The organism is Lysinibacillus sp. NPDC098008, assembly GCF_044760715.1.
Lineage (GTDB): Bacteria > Bacillota > Bacilli > Bacillales_A > Planococcaceae > Lysinibacillus.
Map to the genome: position 1 here is coordinate 42,509 of NZ_JBIWBA010000015.1, position 18,374 is coordinate 60,882.

The following is an 18,374-nucleotide window of genomic DNA, read 5'->3' on the forward strand; positions in this document are numbered from 1 at the left end:
TATCTAGTTGATTGTTTCATAAGTTGAGAGCTGATCTACTACCGAATCAGCTCTCCATACTGATTCATTACGCTTCTGCTTTTGGTAAAATCATTTCTAATTCATGATGTGGACGTGGAATTACATGGACAGATAATAGCTCTCCTACACGTTGTGCTGCTGCTGCACCTGCGTCTGTTGCTGCTTTCACTGCGCCTACATCACCACGTACAAGCACCGTTACAATACCGCCACCAACATGTACTTTTCCTACTAAATTAACGCTTGCTGCCTTTACCATTGCATCCGCTGCTTCAATTGCTCCTACTAAACCTTTTGTTTCTACCATTCCTAATGCTGTACTCATTTGTCATTCCTCCAAATTATTTATTTTGTAATGTGATTTGCTTTAATACTTGGTCAACAATTTGTTGCACCACTGCTGTATCGAGAGCAGGCTCTTGTGATACAACCGACTCTACGACTGACTGCACTTCAACTTCTGGCTTTGGCACATCAACATCTTTAATGCCATACGCCATACGTTTAATATTGATTAAATGTCTTGCTGTAATATTGTCCGACGTAATATTGCCGCCAAATGTACCACAGCCTAATGTAAAGGATGGTGCTAAGCCTGTTGTACCGCCTACTGCACCGATGGATGATAATGTATTCACCACAATGCGAGATACAGGTAATTCAACAGAGAATTGTTCTGCTAATGCTGTATTTTCTGTATGGATGGAGCATGTATGTCCACGTCCGCCAATATTTAGCAGGTCAATCATAACTTGCTTGGCTTCTGTACTGTTTTCTACTATATAAAGTGCAAAGATTGGTGATAGCTTTTCAAGTGAAAATGGTATATTTTTGCCAATCATTGTTTCCAATCCAACAAGCACTTTCGTATCTGCTGGTACTGTAATGCCAGCAGACTGTGCTAGGCTAACGGCAGATTTACCAACAATTTTAGGGTTTACTTTCCCTGGTACTGGCGAAATCAACTGCTCCATCTTCGCCTTTTCCTCGGCATTTAAAATATAGGCATGATTATTCTTCAATTCTGTTAGCACGACCTCAGCAATCGCTTTATCGACAATAATGGACTGCTCTGTTGCACAAATTGTCCCATTATCAAATGATTTACTTTGCACAAGCTGGCGCACAGCCTTTTGAATAGTAGCCGATTTTTCAATATAAGCGGGTACATTCCCAGGACCTACACCGTAAGCTGGCTTGCCTGAGCTATAGGCAGCTTTGACAAGTGCACCACCACCAGTTGCTAAAATTAAATGTACATCAGGATGCTTCATTAGCTGCTGGGTTGCTTCCATGGATGACATTGTTAAACAGTGTAGTAAGCCCTCTGGTGCACCTGCTTGCTCTGCAGCTACTCGACAAATATCCAAAGCCTCTTTTGTACATTTCACCGCATATGGATGTGGGCTAATAATAAGCGCATTTCTTGTTTTTAATGAAATTAATGTTTTAAAAATAGCTGTAGACGTTGGGTTTGTCGTCGGTACAATACCTGCAATCACGCCAAAGGGGCTCGCAATTTCCGCTACTTTTTTCATGCGGTCATAGCCAACAATGCCAACTGTCTTTAAATCTTTAATATCTTCAAAGACATCTCGTGAAGCTACTTCATTTTTTATTTTTTTATGATTTGGGACACCCATTCCTGTTTCTTGCACAGCCATTTTAGCTAAACGATCTGCTTCCTTAAATGCCGCATCTGCCACTGCCTTTACAATGCTATCTACTTGTTGCTGTGAAAACTGCATATAGGCAGCCTGTGCTGTATTCGCCTGCTTCACGGCATCTCTCATTTCCTGAATCGCTAATAAGTCTTTGTCTAATGTGGCCATAAAGCCGCCTCCCTTCTAGATCACTGGGTTTCTTGCTATCTGTTCAATGGCTTCTCTAAAGGCATTTGCCGCAGCCTCGCAGGATGATTGACTGCCGCTTAGTAAGCCGCCGCCAAAATTGGTTTCTGATGGAGGGCCAAAGAACACCTTTAGCTCTACGTCTGCCGCCTTTAATGCTGCATCTAAGCCAACAACTGCCTCTAGTGGTGGGGCGATTACATATGCAAGGGGTGTGCCTACTTTGACATTTGCCACCTCAGCAAGATACGTACCACAGCTAGCTACTGTATGTGCAAACAATGCATGATTATCATTATTATTAATGGCTTCAAAATACGTATCAAATTGAATTTTTTGCTGAATGGCGTCTAGTCCGCTACGAATCTCATCTGGTGAACTGCCAGCAATAATGCCAATTACCTCTCCTGATAATGGGCCAGATGCATGTGCTGCTCCAGCATAGAAGCTTTTCGCATAGACAACATCCACATCTGCTTTTTTCGTTGCTTCATCTAATGCTACATAGGCAACATCATCAATGGTGAGTGTCACAAGCCCAATGCTATGGTGCGATGGCTTTAAAGCTAGCTGCTGCGCTAATTCACTATTAACCCTTGGAATAGTTTGCATTGCTAAAATTTGTGCCATAATTTTTTGAGGATTCATCTTATTAGCCCCCTAACCTTCTTTTGCGACAAGCTCTACACCACTTGCCTGATAATGCAAGATTTTTTGTACGACTGTTCCAAGATAAGCGCCAGCCTCTAATGGCGGAATACCACCTTTATGGATATTGGAAATAACCATGCGCTCCGCCTCCACCGTGCCAATTCTTGGCTTATAGCATAAGTACGCGCTCATGGATTCAGCCGATACAAGACCAGGACGCTCACCAATTAAATAAACAACGACATCTGGCTGTAATACCTCACCAATTTCATCCATTAAGGCAACACGCCCTTTATCAATATAGAACGTTGTCCCCATATCAATATTTAAATTGTTTAAGCTTTGCTGAAGGGCTAGGTAAACGTCTTGTACATTTTCCTCAATGGCACTGGCACTTAAGCCATTGGAAATAATAATTTGTACAGTGGGCTGCGCTTTACATTTTTGCTGAATCAATGCTTTTGCTTCATCCGATAAGCGACGACCTAAATCAGGTCTTGTAATATATTCCTCTTTATCTATCACTTTTGTTGTTACTTGAAACACATTCAGCTTTTGTAGTAGCTCCTCCGATACTTCACCATATACGGCATCCACTGCTGCTGCATGATCGAGTCGGAATTTTAACCATGTTTTTGTTTTTGGTCGTGTTCCTGCCCTGCCTACACCAATTCGCGCAGGTGTGTTTTTTTGGGCTGCCTGCACACTATCATTCAATGGCGCTGTATCAAATTGAAATGGCTGCGCTGGTGCAGCTTCTGGTAATGGCTGCTCAAGCGTTGTAGACGCTGTATGGAGCTGCCCATGCTGATATAGCTTAATTAATGGTTCGGATGCTGCTGCTTCAGGCTCTGTTATACTGTGCTGCGAGTTCGCTGGCTTATCATAAAATTGAATAAGTGGCTGTGCTGTTGGAGCAGCCGTTGCTTTAGCTGCTTGACTATCTGCACTTTGCGCCATTTTTTCCATGACAAGCTGCGTAATCATCGATACTATTTGTTCATTCACTCGACTCACCTACCTTTCAAAAATAGATAAATCACCAGCTCTTGCTGAAAGTCGACCATTTTCATAAATGCCCATTTTCTCTAACCATGCTAAGTATTCTGGTGCTGGTTTTTTACCAAATGTTTGGAGTAATGTAGCCACATCATGGAAGCTCATGGATTGATAATTGAGCATCACATCATCACCCATCGGTGCAGCAATAATAAAGTTGACGCCTGCTGCTGTTAATAGCACGCTTAAATCCTCAATATCATTTTGGTCTGCCTTAATATGGTTCGTATAGCAAATATCCACACCCATTGGAATGCCATGCATCTTACCCATAAAATGATCTTCTAGACCTGCTCGAATCACTTGTTTATTATTGTATAAATACTCTGGACCGATAAAGCCAACAACTGTATTGACAATATAAGGATTAAAATGTCTTGCAAAGCCATAATTGCGAGATTCTAGTGTTACTTGGTCAATGCCCATATGAGCCTCTGCCGATAGCTCTGAGCCTTGTCCTGTTTCAAAATAAAAGAGGTTTGGACCTGTTCCTGTCCCTTGCTTTTTAATAAGCTCCTCTGCTTCACGAATTAAATCCGCAGAAATACCGAACGAACGGTTCGCAATTTCAGTACCAGCAATACTTTGGAAAATCATATCTGCGGGTGCGCCCTGCTTAATTGCCTTCATCTGTGTTGTAATATGTGCCAATACACAGTTTTGCGTAGGAATCGACCATTCATTGATAAATTCCTTTGTCGCAGTCAACACCTTTTTAACACTTTCAACAGAATCATCCACAGGGTTAATGCCAATAACAGCATCACCAATACCGTAGGATAGCCCTTCCTTTAGCGAAGCAATAATGCCATCAATATTGTCTGTTGGATGGTTTGGCTGGAGCCTTGAAGACAATGTCCCCTTTTGCCCAATCGTAATATTACAGGTTGATAAAATTTCCACTTTATTGGCAGCATGAACAAGGTCTAAATTAGACATCAGCTTTGTGACAGCCGCAATAATTTCAGAATTCATGCCTTTGCTTAAACGCTTTAGCTCACGATCACCTGTGTCATTCGATAAAATATACTCTCGGAGCTGCTCAATGCTCCAGTTTTTAATTTCGCCATAGATTTGTTCATTCACATCACCTTCAATAATGCGTGAAACCTCATCATTTTCCTTTGGCACTAATGGATTTTCTCGAATATCTTTTACTAATAGCTCACTGAGCACAGCCTTTGCGGCAATGCGTTGCTGTACGGATTCAGCAGCAATGCCTGCTAGCTGATCACCTGATTTTTCTTCATTGGCCTTTGCCATTACATCTTTTAATGATTGAAAATTATATTTTTCTCCACCAAATATCACCGATAGATTCACATTCATCCTCCTTACTTTGAGTGGAAGGCAAGTGTTTTGACAACAACAGGTACAACGCCAGATGGCAGAACCTCTCCAATGTCGATATAATCGCCTGTATCCACTTTAATTTGATCGATGCAAAGTATTGGCACTGTAGGATCAATTGCCTGTATCGTTTGACCAATAATTTTTGCATAATCTGATTGAATGACTATGATAATTGGTATGTCCTTGGAGCATTTTATTGCCAAATGCTGCAAAATCGCCTGACACAATGTCTGGACATCCTGAAAGCTCAAATAAGGCAATTCACTAAAATAGAGGGCAAATGGTGAACGATTATCCTGTATGGTAAATAAATCATCTGCCCGCTCTACGGCTGTCTTCACTGTCGTGTGAAAGTCTATTGATGCATCTATATGACAGTTGAAGACAGGTACATTTTTTAACGGTAACACCTCGGCATCCACTTGAATTGTTGCTCCGCTAATGTCAGTTGTTTGTGTGCCAGCACCTGTTACTGTGGCACGTGCTGTTTCCTTTGGCTGTAACCATAAAAATGATTGGAGCTGTTCATGCTGTAGCAGCATCTTCGCTAATTTCTCACCAAGATCATCATATTGACGCTGTGTGCAGTCATTTTCATAAATGCAGGAAGCTACACCACCAGAAAAGACGATAGCATCTACTGGTTTATGCCAGTTTGGTAAATGCCCTAGCAATAATGGATGCCCTTCATCCTGACATTGACCGTGTAAAATCATGGCAAGTGTCTTAACCATTTCTTCCACACATTGTGACACTCGCACATCCTCTGCTGAATCACCAACAGCTAACGGCTGAGGCCATTTTTCCATCAATCGCATGAGCGGTGGAGAGATTGATTGAATTTTGCCAGCCTGAAACTCAATCAATCTACCACCAACATGCAAGGTGCAAGTACCAATTACTTCGCCAAACTGCATCACCGCAATATTGGCAGTGCCTCCGCCAATATCAATATTGGCAATGACTTTGGATGAATTCTTTGATTGCTGTAATGTACCTGCACCTTTTGCAGCAATAATGCTCTCTAAATCAGGTCCCGCGGTAGCAACTAAAAAATGACCAGCGCCATCTGCAATCGTATGAACAACCTCACGTGCATTTTCCTTTGTGGCAGATTCACCTGTAATAATAATGGCTCCTGTTGAAATATCTGTTGGTGCAATTTGTGCCAATTGATATTGCTGAAAAATAAATGCTTCAATTTTTTGCATATCAATCATGTCTTTATTTAGAAACGGTGTTTTAATAATAGGACTTTGATGCAACACTGTTTTCTCAATAATTTCAATTCTTGGCACATGTGTAACGCCTGCCACATTTTTTAATAGAAAACGACTGACAACCATTTTTGTGGTGCTTGTTCCAATATCAATGCCTGCACTATATATTTTTTCAGTTTTCACCCTATGCCTCCTCTCACCACTATGGGTAATACATGAGATACGGACTATCGCAATCCTTGACATATTGACGAATTTCCTCATTAGTACGAAGCTGGATAAGCGGCGCTATAAACTCCACGCCCTGCTTTTTCCATGAAGAGGTTTTGACAATAGCACCTTGCGTGATGACATTTTTTAGTAACTCAGTTGCCCGTTCAACATCTGCATTTGGTGCATCAATTTTCGTAATCACGCCTATTTGGATTTTAGGGATGCCTAAGCTAAATTGCGGTGGAAACACGCTTTTAGCTGATGTTGCATCCTGTAAATAAATAACATGTGTCACTTCCAATGATGTTGCCATAATATTTCTGTAATACATAGGGTTTTCAATATATTCACCCGGTGTATCAACAATCCAGTCATCATAAACGAGTGCCTGTGTTTTATTGGCTGTGCTTTCTTTGCCTAGCAAGGTATTCATCAATGTTGACTTTCCTGCCTGTACACCACCTATTATCATTACTCGATTTTTCATATGACACATCCTATGACTTCGTTATTTTCGATGGTGTATAGCCTAATACCTCAGATAAAAAACGATTAATTTCTAGCATTGCCATTTCCACCTCTGACACACTGCCAACAATAACAAGACTGCCTGTAAAACGATCTAAAAAGCCTAATTTGACATTGGCAGCCTTTGTCGCTAAATCTCCTGCGATAATAACCGTTTCACTTGGCGTACAGGTCATAATACCAAGCGCACCTGCTTCTTGTATGCCAAGCTTTTGAAACATGTCAGGATCAGGATTGGCAATTAAATGACTTAATGTTAGCTGCTTCCCCGGCACAAACTCCTGAATAAACCGTTTCTTTTCTTCACTCACCTGCTATCACCTTGCCCTTCTTTATTCAGATTTTTGATCTGTTAAATATTCGCCCTCTTTAATAATGCCTGCCTTGCGATCTTCAATTTCTAGCTTTAAAGCCGTTGGAACAGATAGCTTATACGCTAAAATAATCGCAATCACACCTGCTAAAAACTTACCAGCAATTACAGGTAAAATAATTGTTGGCTGGAAGTTAGCTGTAAATGATAAATGGTCGCCTAATAAAAATGCCGCACATACTCCAAATGCAATATTAATAACTTTATCCTTTGGTGGCATTTGGCGTACAAGTGTAAACATTGCTAAAATATTGGCAACAGTTGCTAAAATTCCAGCACTTCCTACTGAGGATAAGCCTAATTTTTTACCAGCAGCCTCAAGCGGTTTCGAAGCATATTTTCGGATTAAATACACCATTGGGAAGGCTCCCGCTAGCATAATCCCGATATAGCCTGCTGTTTCCAATGCACGGAATTGATCGATCTCATCAGCCATAATCGGATCGAAGCCCCATACACCAAAAATCTTGGTAAAAAGACCTGTAAAAATTTCAACAATTGAGAAAACAAGGACAAGCTTAATCCCCGCATCCATAATGCGTCCAAACAGCATAAAGCCTGTAATCATTGCATTTGGCACAAGCTTTAAGCCTAATGCGATTAAAATAACAAAAATAAATAAAGGCAATAAATTAATTAATATTTGTAAAATTGAAATCGCAAATACATATGCTGGAGCCTCTGTTGTACTAATCACTTCACGGACTTCCGTGTTAAATAGCACGATCATAACCGATGAAATAAATGCACCAATCGGAATTGTTAATACACCAGCCATAATGCCTAGTGCCATATATTTATGATCACGCTTGTCTAGCATCGCAAGCCCCATTGGAATGGAGAAAACAATGGTAGCACCTGACATAAAGCCAACAACAAGAGCCATCACCCATCCCTCATAGGACTCTTTTAAAGCATTGGCTAATTGGTAACCACCCATATCCGAAGCTAAAATGGTTGTCGCTGCAATCGCGGGGTCTGCACCAATAAATTCAAAAATCGGACTAATAAAATGACTAATAAACCATGTTAAGTAAGGTATAGCTGCCATGATTCCTGCTGCAGGGACAAAAATATGCCCAACTGTATGTATACCATTCATAAATTCTTTACCAATGCCATACTCAGCATCTCGGATTGCTCCAATTGCCCCTAAAACTGCACAAATCATAATAATATAAACGATAACCGTTCCTATCATTGCCATCCTACTCATCACCCCTTTTTTAATGAATTAATATATATAAAAAAAGGCACTTTAAAGAAAAAATCTCTTTAAAGCGCCTTTGCTTCAACTATTGACTTGTAAGGTATGAATAATTTGTTTGGCGATATGCACCATTTCCTGCTGTGTTTGCATACTTTCATTGCGAATTTTACGATAAGCCTCGTCCTCGCTTATATTTTCAGCCTGCATCAGCAAGCCCTTTGCGCGTTCGATGACTTTTCGCTTTTCTAATTGTGTTTCCTTATGTAAAAGCTCTCCATTGAGTCGGTTGAATTTATCAATTTGATGGAATGCAACCTCTAATACAGGCAACACATTTTTTTCGGAAAACGGTTTCATTACATAGCCTAATATATTATCTTGTTTCATATATAGCAACAATTCTTTCTCACTATACGCTGAGATGAAAAGAACAGGTATACCAAGCTGTTGTTCAATAATTTTACTTGCCTTTAAGCCGTCCAGCTTAGGCATTTTAATATCCATTAAAATTAACTGTGGCTTATGCAAAAAGGCTAGCTCAATGGCAGCTTCGCCATTATTTGCTTGCGCTACGACCTCGTAGCCATTATCTTCTAGCATAAACTTTAAATCAATTGCAATCAGTGATTCATCTTCGACAATCATAACTTTCCTAGCCATTTACGATAAATACCTCCTCACTTACAGGAAACTGAATTTGAGTGTGTGTACCTTCTTCACTAGGGATAATTGAAAATGAGCCAGCTAAATCATATTCCACAAGCCTTGTGATTATCTCCATACCGAAAGATGCCTTCACTTCTTGCATTCCAACGCCGTTGTCAGAAATATGAAGCACAATATTGCAATCTTCCTGCATAAATTGAATATCAATCGTTCCTTCCTTGCGACCGATAAATGCATACTTTAATGCATTTTGCAATAGCTCACAAATAATGAGTGCAAGCGATACTGCCTTTTTCGAATGACAAAATAGCTGCATATTATCATGCTGAAAGGCTAGTTGAATTGTGGCTGTATTGGATGTACCAATCATTTTATGACCAATTTTTTTAGCTAATGCGATAACATCTACCTTCTCTTCGGCGTTATCCTCATTTTCTAAAATAAGCTCATAAACAGATGAAATACTATATATTCGATTTAATGCCTCTTGAAAAGCACTTGCATTCGCAGCAGATGAGTCATTTCGCATTTGCAAGCGTAGTAGGCTTGTTACCGTTTGCAGATTATTTTTCACACGATGGTGAATTTCCCGTATCGCAAATGTTTTCATCATCAGTTCATTTTCCTTCAGCTTTAGCTCTGTAAGATCATGAATAATTAGCAGTGTAACTTTATCATGTTGACTGCGAATTGGAATTTTCTTGACAATAAAGGATTTACGCTCAATCGTAATTTCTAGGAAAAAGACATCGTCGCCTTGATCATAGACTTCTTGTAAAAACGGTAACATTTTATCCAATGCAACATTATCAAAGTTTTCCAATCCTGATAGCTCAGAAATGAATCGATAGCCTGCAGGATTACTATAAATCACTTTGTTTTCATGATTTGTTAAAATAATCGACTCTACCAATAAATCTGATACAACTGGCATCGGCTGAGAATTTGGCTCTACAATATGCTCAATTAAGGCAAAGGGCATATTGTGAAAATCATCCTTTGGTGTTGTTTGCATCTTCACCATTTTTTCCTGAATTAACACTGCAATCACTTGCTGCTGCACATTCAAGATTGGCACAACATACTGCTCTACCGTGATGCCCTCCTGTGTTACAGCTCTGGAGATGGATGACTTTTCTTTATGCTTAAACGCAGCGAAGACGGCTGGTTCAAAGCTTTCAAATACGAATTTTCCAATAACAGATTTTTCGTATAAACCAATTTCCTTCTTTGGGAATGCCTCTGCCACAACAATTGCATGTGGTAAATTTTCTAACATACAATCGATGAACATATAACAATCCGTCAGCTCAGCATAGTACGCTAATGTAGCTTCTAGTTCAAGTAACTTCTCAATATCTGCTGCTGATAGATTTGTATATTTTCTACACAATGATTGAACGTTCGACAGGATTAAGCCCCCTATCAAAGAATAGCTAACCAACAATATGACTATTCTTAAAAAATTCTTGTCATCATTATAAACCTTTTGTGAAATCATTTTCAATACAAAAAACATTTTATTTTATCAAAATTCATTACACAACTAACAACTATATAGTTTAAAAGAGAAATATTCAACACCTTCTTAAAAATAACATTATTTACCTGAACGAATTTAGTTATTTTAATATAACAAAAAAGCAAGCTTGCTTTCTAGGCAAACTTGCTTTTTTCACTACTTTATTTCTGGAACAACCGCTAAAATATTGTCAAAGGCTGCCCGCTGTTTTTGTTCCTCTTCGTTTAATAAAATATGAATATCACCATGGTCATTTGAGGTGCGGATTAAACGCCCCATCCCTTGCTGCAAGCGGAGTTGCATAAAAGGTAACTCCACCTCTTCAAATGGGTTTTCTGCAAATGTACGCTTGGCATCAAATAATGGATCATGTGGTGGGAATGGCAGGTCATAAATAATGACACGCGTTAAAGCTTCCTCAGGTAAATCTAAACCTTCCCATAAATGATAGGAGCATAATGTTTTAATCGTTCCTTCCTGGAAATCTCGCACAATAGCTGATAGCTCTCGATCTCCTTCAAATGCAACATGCATACGCTCCATCAACGGCAATTGCTCCTTAAAGTTTAACATCGCCTGCTTTGACTTAAATAAAATCAATGTCTTTTCACCATTGCGCAAAAGCTGCTGAACACGCGCTGCTTTGTCGTTTTGAGCAAGTTCATGTAAATAAATTTTCATCACTTCTTCATAATCAAATGGCGAAGGGACAGAAAATGATTGATAATCTCGAATCCCTAAACTATAGGCAATATATGAGAAATCTTTATTGACAGCTAATGTTGCTGATGAAAAAACAATTGGCAGCTTTTTAGAAAATAATTTTTCTGCTAAAACTTCTGTAATAAGTCGAGGCATAATAACAAGCGTTTCCTCGCCATCTGTTTCCTCTAACCAGTCCACCGCATCGCCCTGTGCAATAAAAATACGTAAGGAAGCCTCATATTGCTCTAAATATTCTTCTGCCATATTTAATTCATATTCAGGAATCATATACATCTCTGACTCAAAGACAAATTCCTCCATCAATGCTTCAACATCATCTATTAGCTGCTTACCATATGCTAATAGTGTTGCTGATTTATTAATACGTTTACGATCCTCATTGGACGCCACAACATCATCACGTACCTGGTCAAAAAATAGCTCATGATCGTCCTGTAGCTTTTCCATTGCATATAGCGTGCGCTCTCGCACACCATCCACCATTAAGCGCTCTAATAAATTAACAATCGTTGTTGCCTGCACTTTATAAGTCATTGCCTTTTGCGCCGCATACTCTAATAGATGTCCCTCATCTAGCACAATCATTGATACTTCAGGCAGTAGTGCAAGCTGCCCCTCACGCTCACGAGATTCTTTTGTCGCTAAATGCTCCATTAAAAAGTCTTGTGAGCAAATAACAAGATCTGTAGATTTACGATAATGGGCACGATGTAATGTTTGCCCACAGCGATTACGAAGGTCACAAACAGAGCATTGCATAATCGCGTTGTAGTTGACTTTTTGCCAATCTTCATCGCTCACCGTTGGATAATCGCTCCGTTCCCCATATGGATGAACAGCAATCATCGAGCCCTGTGCATAGACACCGTCAGGAATAGAAAAGGCAATATCATCGATCCACTCATCTGTTTCTACTTTTTCTGCCTCCTCAAAACGTTTTAAGCATAAGTACTGATCTCTTGATTTTGCAAGACGAACATCAATATCGAGCCCTAATGTTTGCTGAAGCTTATAAATATCGCCGCCCTCTTTCACAAGCTGGTCGATTAAAGTTTCATCGGCACAAGCAATAAGTGCAGGCTTGCCTGTGTAGCGTGCATAGGAAATAGCTGGTAGCAAATAAGCAATCGTTTTACCAGTACCCACACCTGCTTCTGCAAAAAGCACATTTTTTTCTTTCAGTGCTTGTTCAATTTGATAAGCCATAAATATTTGTTCATCACGGCATTCGAAGCCTTTTTCAGGTAATTCGTCATAAAGAACATCGCCCATCCAATCACCTAATGATTCAAAAAACGAACGATCCTTTGATAATGCAAATGGTAAAGATTTACGCAATTGATGTTCCCCCTCTAACAATCTGTTCCTATTATACGCGACGAAACGGAAGATAAGAAAAAACCTTATCTTCCGTTAGTATTCGTTAATCTCTTTTAGATTTTTGACCCCAGAATTGATAATAATTTGTTTCGATAAAGCCATTAAATAATTTCCGCTTTTTCGTCGCTTGTCGACCATATAATTCTTCAAAATTTTTCATGGAAGATAGCATATAGACAGACCAAGTTGGATAGTTTTTCATCACTTTACCGAGATCACGGATTACCTGCTCTACGACTTCTACATCACCAATACGTTCTCCATATGGCGGATTCCCAATCATCACACCATCCGTTAATTGCGTGGTAAAATCGCGTGCCTGCATTTGCTTAAACGTAATCAACTCACCAAAGCCTGCTTCCATCGCATTTTCTTGTGCAATGCTGACCATGCGATGGTCAATGTCTGAGCCAATAATTTCTAATGGCTGATCGTAATTTGCTAAACTTTCAGCTTCATCACGAACAGTATCCCAAATGGCAGCTTTCATCCACGACCATTGCTCTGAAATAAATTCACGATTATAGCCTGGTGCTATATTTTGTCCAAGCATCGCCGCTTCCAATGCAATCGTTCCAGAACCGCAGAACGGATCAACAAACGGACGATTTGGATTCCATTTTGAGATTTGTACAAGCGCTGCTGCTAATGTTTCCTTTAATGGTGCTTCACCCTGTGCCTGACGATAGCCACGCTTATGCAAGCCAGCACCAGATGTATCAATTGTTAGTGTCGCCACATCTTTTAAAATTGAAACCTCAATTTTATATGTTGCACCAGATTCGTCTAAAAAGCCAAGACGCTTATAATGCTGCTTCATTCGCTCAACGATTGCTTTTTTGGTAATGGCTTGACAATCAGGTACACTAAATAATTTCGATTTTACGGACTTCCCTGATACTGGGAAGGCAGCATCCACTGGTAAATATTTTTCCCAAGGGAGTGCTTTCACACTTTCAAATAATTGCTCAAACGATTTTGCTGGAAATTGTCCTACAACGATTTTGACACGATCTGCTACACGCAACCATAAATTAGTGCGCGCAATCGCTGTTTCATCTCCATTAAAATATACTTTGCCATTATCAACGGTTGTTTCATAGCCAAGTGCCTTAACTTCTTGTGCTACAATTGCCTCTAAGCCCATTGCAGCTGTAGCTACTAATTGATAGTTTGCCATAAGATTATTTCCTTCCTTGATGCTCAATTTCCCAATACTCCATAAACTCTAAAAGCTCGTTTATTGGTAATGGCTTGCTGTAATAATAACCTTGGATAATATCACAGTTCATTTTACGTAGTATATCCACTTGCTGTGCTTGTTCTACACCCTCTGCTACAACTTTCATTTTAAGTCGATGAGCCATTTGAATAATGGCATCTACCACTGCCTGCTTTTCAGCGAGTGAGCCAATATGCTGAATAAAGCTGCGATCAATTTTCAAACAATCCAATGGGAAGCGCACTAAATAGCTTAAAGATGAATAGCCTGTGCCAAAATCATCGATAGAAATTTTAAAGCCTAATTGCTTTAAACGCACTAGCTTGCTGACGGTTTCATTCGCACTATTCATCACCGTGCGCTCTGTTACTTCAATTTCAAAATTACTCGCGGGCATATTATAGCGTTCAAGTATTACTTGTATAGACTCTAAAAAGTTTTGCTGTTTAAAGTGAATGCTCGAAATATTAATGGCTATTGGAATTTTCCAGCCGTATTGTTGCATTTCACTAACAGCCTCACATGCTTTTTCAATAATGGCCTCACTTAGTGGAATAATTAAGCCCGTTTCCTCTGCGTACGGGATAAACTCTGCTGGGGATACAAATCCTAGCCTCTCGTTGTTCCATCTAATAAGTGCCTCTAAACCTTGAATTTGTTCATTTTGTATTGTAACTTTAGGCTGAAAATAAAGCTCAAACTCACGGCTTTCAATCGCTTTTCTTAGCTCTGTATCTAGCAATAAAACACGCTGTGCATCTGTATGCAGTTCATCAAAATAGAAGGCATAGCCGTTTACGCCATTGTTTTTTGAATAGCTCATAGCCTTATCCGCGCAATTAATCAGTTCCTCAGTTTTTTTCCCATCTGTTGGATATATGCTAATGCCAACACTTGTAGAAATAAAAATCTCTTGATTATTCACCTTGATTGGCTGTTCAATCGTATGAATAATCTGCTCTGCGAACTTTGCGGCTTCTTTTATATTTTTAACATTTGTTAATGTAATAACAAACTCATCTCCGCCATATCGAGCGATAATATCTTTATTTTTCAGCAGCTTTTTTAAACGTTTCGCCACTTCCGTTAAAAGAAAATCCCCAACAGTATGACCTAATGTATCATTAATTTGCTTAAAGCGATCCAAATCTAAAAAATAAACAGCATGCTGTACTGAACGAGAAACAGTAGCCGTTGATTCCAGCAGGCTATCCATTCTTTCAATATATGCAAATCGATTGGATACATCTGTTAATGAATCGGTTAACAAACGTTTTTCTAATTCATTTTCAACAATTTTTCGTTCAGACAAATCTGTGAAAATACCACAATAATTTACAATCTCTCCCTTATCATCGGTTACGCGCATAATCGTTAGCCATTCAGGATATAGATCCCCTGTTTTACGGCGATTCCATATTTCTCCTTGCCAAATACCTTCTTGTCGTATCTGTTCCCACATTTTTAAATAAAATGGCAATTCATGTACACCTGATTGTAAAACGGCTGGCGTTTTTCCTACAACATCGTCACGTGTGTAGCCTGTTACAAATTCAAAGGCAGGATTAACCATTATTATTTTTTTATTTTCATCAGTAATCATGATGCCTTCAGATACATTTTCGAAGATTTTAAAGATTAAGGTAGTAGGGCATTTTGAAATCAAACTGAATGCATCCTTACTTTCCCAATTATTCACTTCGTTCATGTCCCGCTCCATCCTATCTTTTTATACTCCCCCTCATTAGGGTATTTCCAGTAGACCAACTCGTATGTATACAAATTTATCTTAAATTATGATGCGATAACCGTCTTCAGGTGTTATGACTTCGAAGGTAGCGATAGGGGCTTGACTAACATTTTGCCTATTCTCAAACGTATCGCGTATACCAAGACTTGACTAACGAGGTTACTTTTCCTTATCAATTATACTTCGCATAATTGTAGCCGGATTTTGTGAACTCACTTGAAAAGTGCCTCTGCCAAATCCGTGACATCCGCTCAAAGTTCTATCTTACCTCAGCGGGAGTTGATACAGCCATTGAAGCAAGATAAGCTCAAAAGAAAAGCTCTCCACCGAATTGGAGAGCGTTTGTTATTTTGTAGATAAGCATCAAAAAATTCCATAAGCCATGTTTTGTTCCTGGGTACTCAAACAGCTTGATGCCTCGTACGATCAGGTGGTAATCATCTATCTACAGAGCAAACTCTGTCCCTCTATCCGTTCAATTCCTTCTAGAGAGTGCCCCTACCATAATTTGGGTTTCTCACTCGTGGGGTTTACCTCGTTCCACCTTGCCAGTTTCCAAGCAAGCTTCGTCACTGTGGCACTTTCAGGAAGTTTCAACCATATCCGAAGACTTAGGTTTTCCTTCCGCCGTCAGCTATAATAGCTGCCTTACCTTATTTTTTCAGTAAGCACGAACACTACGGTCATCTCAGAACCGTGTGAGCATGGACTTTCCTCTACGACGTCTAGCGCCGCAGCGATTACCAGAATTTCATGATGATACAAAATATTATACTAAAGTTTTATATTAAAGACAATATTATTGAACAAATTTATTCATAGAGCTTACTGCCAAATACATGCTTTTCTAAATTAGAAAGACGCTTTAAAATATCAAAATTCGTTGTACCAGCCGCTGCCGATGCAATCGGTTGTCGTTTTGGTGTACTATCGATTTCTTCTTTTAGCTGTCTATTTTCCTCTTTTAGTTGTCCATTTTCTTCACGTAGTTGGGCCACCACTTTTTCAAACGTTTCATAATCTTGAATAATTTCATCAAGAAAAGAATCGACTTCTTCCACATTGTAGCCTTTAAAATTCTTTTTAAATTCCTTTTCAAGGATCATTTTTGACGTTAATTTAATGTCCATTTGCATCGCCCTTCCTCACACTACATACACGAATTCATTATACCATACTTCCTCACATTATATCGTCTGAAAGCACCAATTGTAAGGCAAAAGTTGTCGTTTCTTGCGTTTACCTAGGAAATTATTTCTTATTTCCTAATCTGTGTAATCGCTTTTCCCAGGAAATTGCCCATTTTTGTTTTTGTTCTACTCTCCATTGCTCATTATTTTGGATTAATTGTATGCCTTCTTGCGTATAATAAAGGGCCTGCTCATAATCCTTCATTTGATGCTCATAAAGTATGGCTAGCTGCTCAAGCGCATGCAACTTTGTTCTTGGTTGCACAAAATGGAGAGATGCCACAAAAGCATCAATCGCTTCACTATAGCGTTTATTTTTCTTATGCTGTAACGCTAAATAATAGTGTGCATTGCCCGCCTCTAGCTCATTAAATTGCGCTGTCACCCTTTCTAACACTTTAACACTTTGTGTACTTTCCTTTAAATCGCCATACCACTTCCCAATATTGGTAAAGGTTTTTGCCGATTCCTCCTGATTGTCCTCAAACAATAAATGTGTAGAGTGACTATAAAGCGTAATTAATGAAAGTAAATCCCACTCATTATGATACAGCACCTTTAGTAAGGCATCTGGTATACCACTTTTCACAGCATCTAAATAAATAATTGGTGCGAGATAGCCAGGAATATCGCCCACACGGGAAAAGCCAAGCTTCTCTTCCTCCACAGCTTTTAATTTTAAGCGTTCCATATCATTTTTCCATAAACGCTTCGAACTATGCAATAAATCAATATGTCGCTGTGTACGTAATTTTGGTAATGTTTTTTGATGCAATGTCCAGCGCGTTTCAAGCTGTGGCCAATCAAAGCTTTTGCCATTATACGTAATAACCGTTGCCGTTTTTTGCCAAAGTTTGGATTCAAACAGCAATGCTGCTTCATGGGCAGGATCAGCAAGAATATATTGCGTCAGCATAAAGCTGTCCGCTGTTACCTCTAAAAAGCCAAGCAAAAAAATATGTGTGCCCACGCCCTTTAAGCCCGTTGTTTCTGTATCAAAAAACAGCACACGTTCATCACTATCAAGCGCATAAGGATGGTCAAAGTCCGCAGCCTGCCACTTTTGCACAGCATCCAAAAAGGATTGCAATTGATAATCACCATGCTGATACGAAAATGGATAGCTTACCTGTCGCTTAAAGACAATGCCAAAATCATTTTCTACAACCGTGAGCCCCGCCTTTTCCCATTGCTCTGTATAGCTTGGTTTTGCAGGCTTTTGATAGGCTGGTTGTTGTATTTTTGGCTGAGTCGTTGATTTTTTACCGAGCATTTTTTTCATTTGTAGTATTTTATTTTCGTAAGACATAGCATTCACTCTTTTTCTGCATGTAGTAGTTCTTGCAAGATTACCATGACTATTCGGTGCATTCAAACGATTCACTTACCCGCGCTATCACAGCAAATACCCGCGATGGGAGGATGTTTACGCGTGAAGCG

At 39.4% G+C, this 18,374-nt stretch carries 16 protein-coding genes and 1 other RNA gene; all 17 read right to left on the reverse strand.

Annotated features, from left to right (window positions below):
* Positions 1 to 67: 67 nt before the first annotated feature.
* The 17 genes from ACIQVU_RS13255 to ACIQVU_RS13335 all read right to left on the reverse strand — a co-directional run bounded on the left by ACIQVU_RS13255 (position 68) and on the right by ACIQVU_RS13335 (position 18,243).
* A complete protein-coding gene (locus ACIQVU_RS13255; protein ID WP_004269321.1) occupies positions 68 to 346 on the reverse strand; it encodes a BMC domain-containing protein in 279 nt (92 codons plus the stop codon).
* 16 nt (positions 347 to 362) lie between these two features.
* A complete protein-coding gene (locus ACIQVU_RS13260) occupies positions 363 to 1,853 on the reverse strand; it encodes an aldehyde dehydrogenase family protein (protein WP_340805290.1) in 1,491 nt (496 codons plus the stop codon).
* Between the two features lie 15 nt (positions 1,854 to 1,868).
* On the reverse strand, positions 1,869 to 2,519 hold the full coding sequence (gene eutL / locus ACIQVU_RS13265) for an ethanolamine utilization microcompartment protein EutL (RefSeq protein WP_340805289.1): 651 nt from the start codon (positions 2,517 to 2,519) through the stop codon (positions 1,869 to 1,871).
* A 12-nt stretch (positions 2,520 to 2,531) separates the two neighbouring features.
* Positions 2,532 to 3,530, reverse strand: coding sequence for an ethanolamine ammonia-lyase subunit EutC (gene eutC, locus ACIQVU_RS13270; protein WP_402895927.1), 999 nt, complete (start codon positions 3,528 to 3,530; stop codon positions 2,532 to 2,534).
* Positions 3,531 to 3,539: 9 nt separating this feature from the next.
* Positions 3,540 to 4,910, reverse strand: a complete 1,371-nt coding sequence (locus tag ACIQVU_RS13275) for an ethanolamine ammonia-lyase subunit EutB (protein WP_340805287.1) — start codon at positions 4,908 to 4,910, stop codon at positions 3,540 to 3,542.
* Positions 4,911 to 4,915: 5 nt separating this feature from the next.
* Positions 4,916 to 6,337 (reverse strand): ethanolamine ammonia-lyase reactivating factor EutA, encoded by a 1,422-nt coding sequence (locus ACIQVU_RS13280; RefSeq protein ID WP_402895930.1) that lies wholly within the window; start codon positions 6,335 to 6,337, stop codon positions 4,916 to 4,918.
* A 19-nt stretch (positions 6,338 to 6,356) separates the two neighbouring features.
* Positions 6,357 to 6,854 (reverse strand): EutP/PduV family microcompartment system protein, encoded by a 498-nt coding sequence (locus ACIQVU_RS13285; protein ID WP_340805285.1) that lies wholly within the window; start codon positions 6,852 to 6,854, stop codon positions 6,357 to 6,359.
* 10 nt (positions 6,855 to 6,864) lie between these two features.
* Positions 6,865 to 7,206, reverse strand: a complete 342-nt coding sequence (locus ACIQVU_RS13290; RefSeq protein WP_274796475.1) for a BMC domain-containing protein — start codon at positions 7,204 to 7,206, stop codon at positions 6,865 to 6,867.
* Positions 7,207 to 7,227: 21 nt separating this feature from the next.
* A complete protein-coding gene (gene eutH, locus ACIQVU_RS13295; RefSeq protein WP_402895933.1) occupies positions 7,228 to 8,475 on the reverse strand; it encodes an ethanolamine utilization protein EutH in 1,248 nt (415 codons plus the stop codon).
* An 84-nt stretch (positions 8,476 to 8,559) separates the two neighbouring features.
* A complete protein-coding gene (locus tag ACIQVU_RS13300; protein ID WP_340805283.1) occupies positions 8,560 to 9,138 on the reverse strand; it encodes an ANTAR domain-containing response regulator in 579 nt (192 codons plus the stop codon).
* Positions 9,131 to 10,537, reverse strand: coding sequence for a sensor histidine kinase (locus ACIQVU_RS13305; protein ID WP_340805282.1), 1,407 nt, complete (start codon positions 10,535 to 10,537; stop codon positions 9,131 to 9,133). The genes ACIQVU_RS13300 and ACIQVU_RS13305 overlap by 8 nt, the downstream gene beginning before the upstream one ends.
* A gap of 285 nt (positions 10,538 to 10,822) precedes the next feature.
* Positions 10,823 to 12,730, reverse strand: coding sequence for an ATP-dependent DNA helicase (locus ACIQVU_RS13310; protein ID WP_402895935.1), 1,908 nt, complete (start codon positions 12,728 to 12,730; stop codon positions 10,823 to 10,825).
* An 85-nt stretch (positions 12,731 to 12,815) separates the two neighbouring features.
* Positions 12,816 to 13,952: a THUMP domain-containing class I SAM-dependent RNA methyltransferase gene (locus tag ACIQVU_RS13315; protein ID WP_340805280.1), complete on the reverse strand. Its 1,137-nt coding sequence runs from the start codon at positions 13,950 to 13,952 to the stop codon at positions 12,816 to 12,818.
* A gap of 4 nt (positions 13,953 to 13,956) precedes the next feature.
* Positions 13,957 to 15,702, reverse strand: a complete 1,746-nt coding sequence (locus tag ACIQVU_RS13320) for an EAL domain-containing protein (RefSeq protein ID WP_340805279.1) — start codon at positions 15,700 to 15,702, stop codon at positions 13,957 to 13,959.
* A gap of 413 nt (positions 15,703 to 16,115) precedes the next feature.
* An RNA gene (gene rnpB, locus ACIQVU_RS13325) (RNase P RNA component class B) lies at positions 16,116 to 16,496 on the reverse strand.
* 60 nt (positions 16,497 to 16,556) lie between these two features.
* Positions 16,557 to 16,874, reverse strand: a complete 318-nt coding sequence (gpsB, locus tag ACIQVU_RS13330) for a cell division regulator GpsB (RefSeq protein ID WP_340805278.1) — start codon at positions 16,872 to 16,874, stop codon at positions 16,557 to 16,559.
* A 121-nt stretch (positions 16,875 to 16,995) separates the two neighbouring features.
* Positions 16,996 to 18,243 (reverse strand): ribonuclease H-like domain-containing protein, encoded by a 1,248-nt coding sequence (locus tag ACIQVU_RS13335; protein WP_402895938.1) that lies wholly within the window; start codon positions 18,241 to 18,243, stop codon positions 16,996 to 16,998.
* Positions 18,244 to 18,374 lie beyond the last annotated feature (131 nt).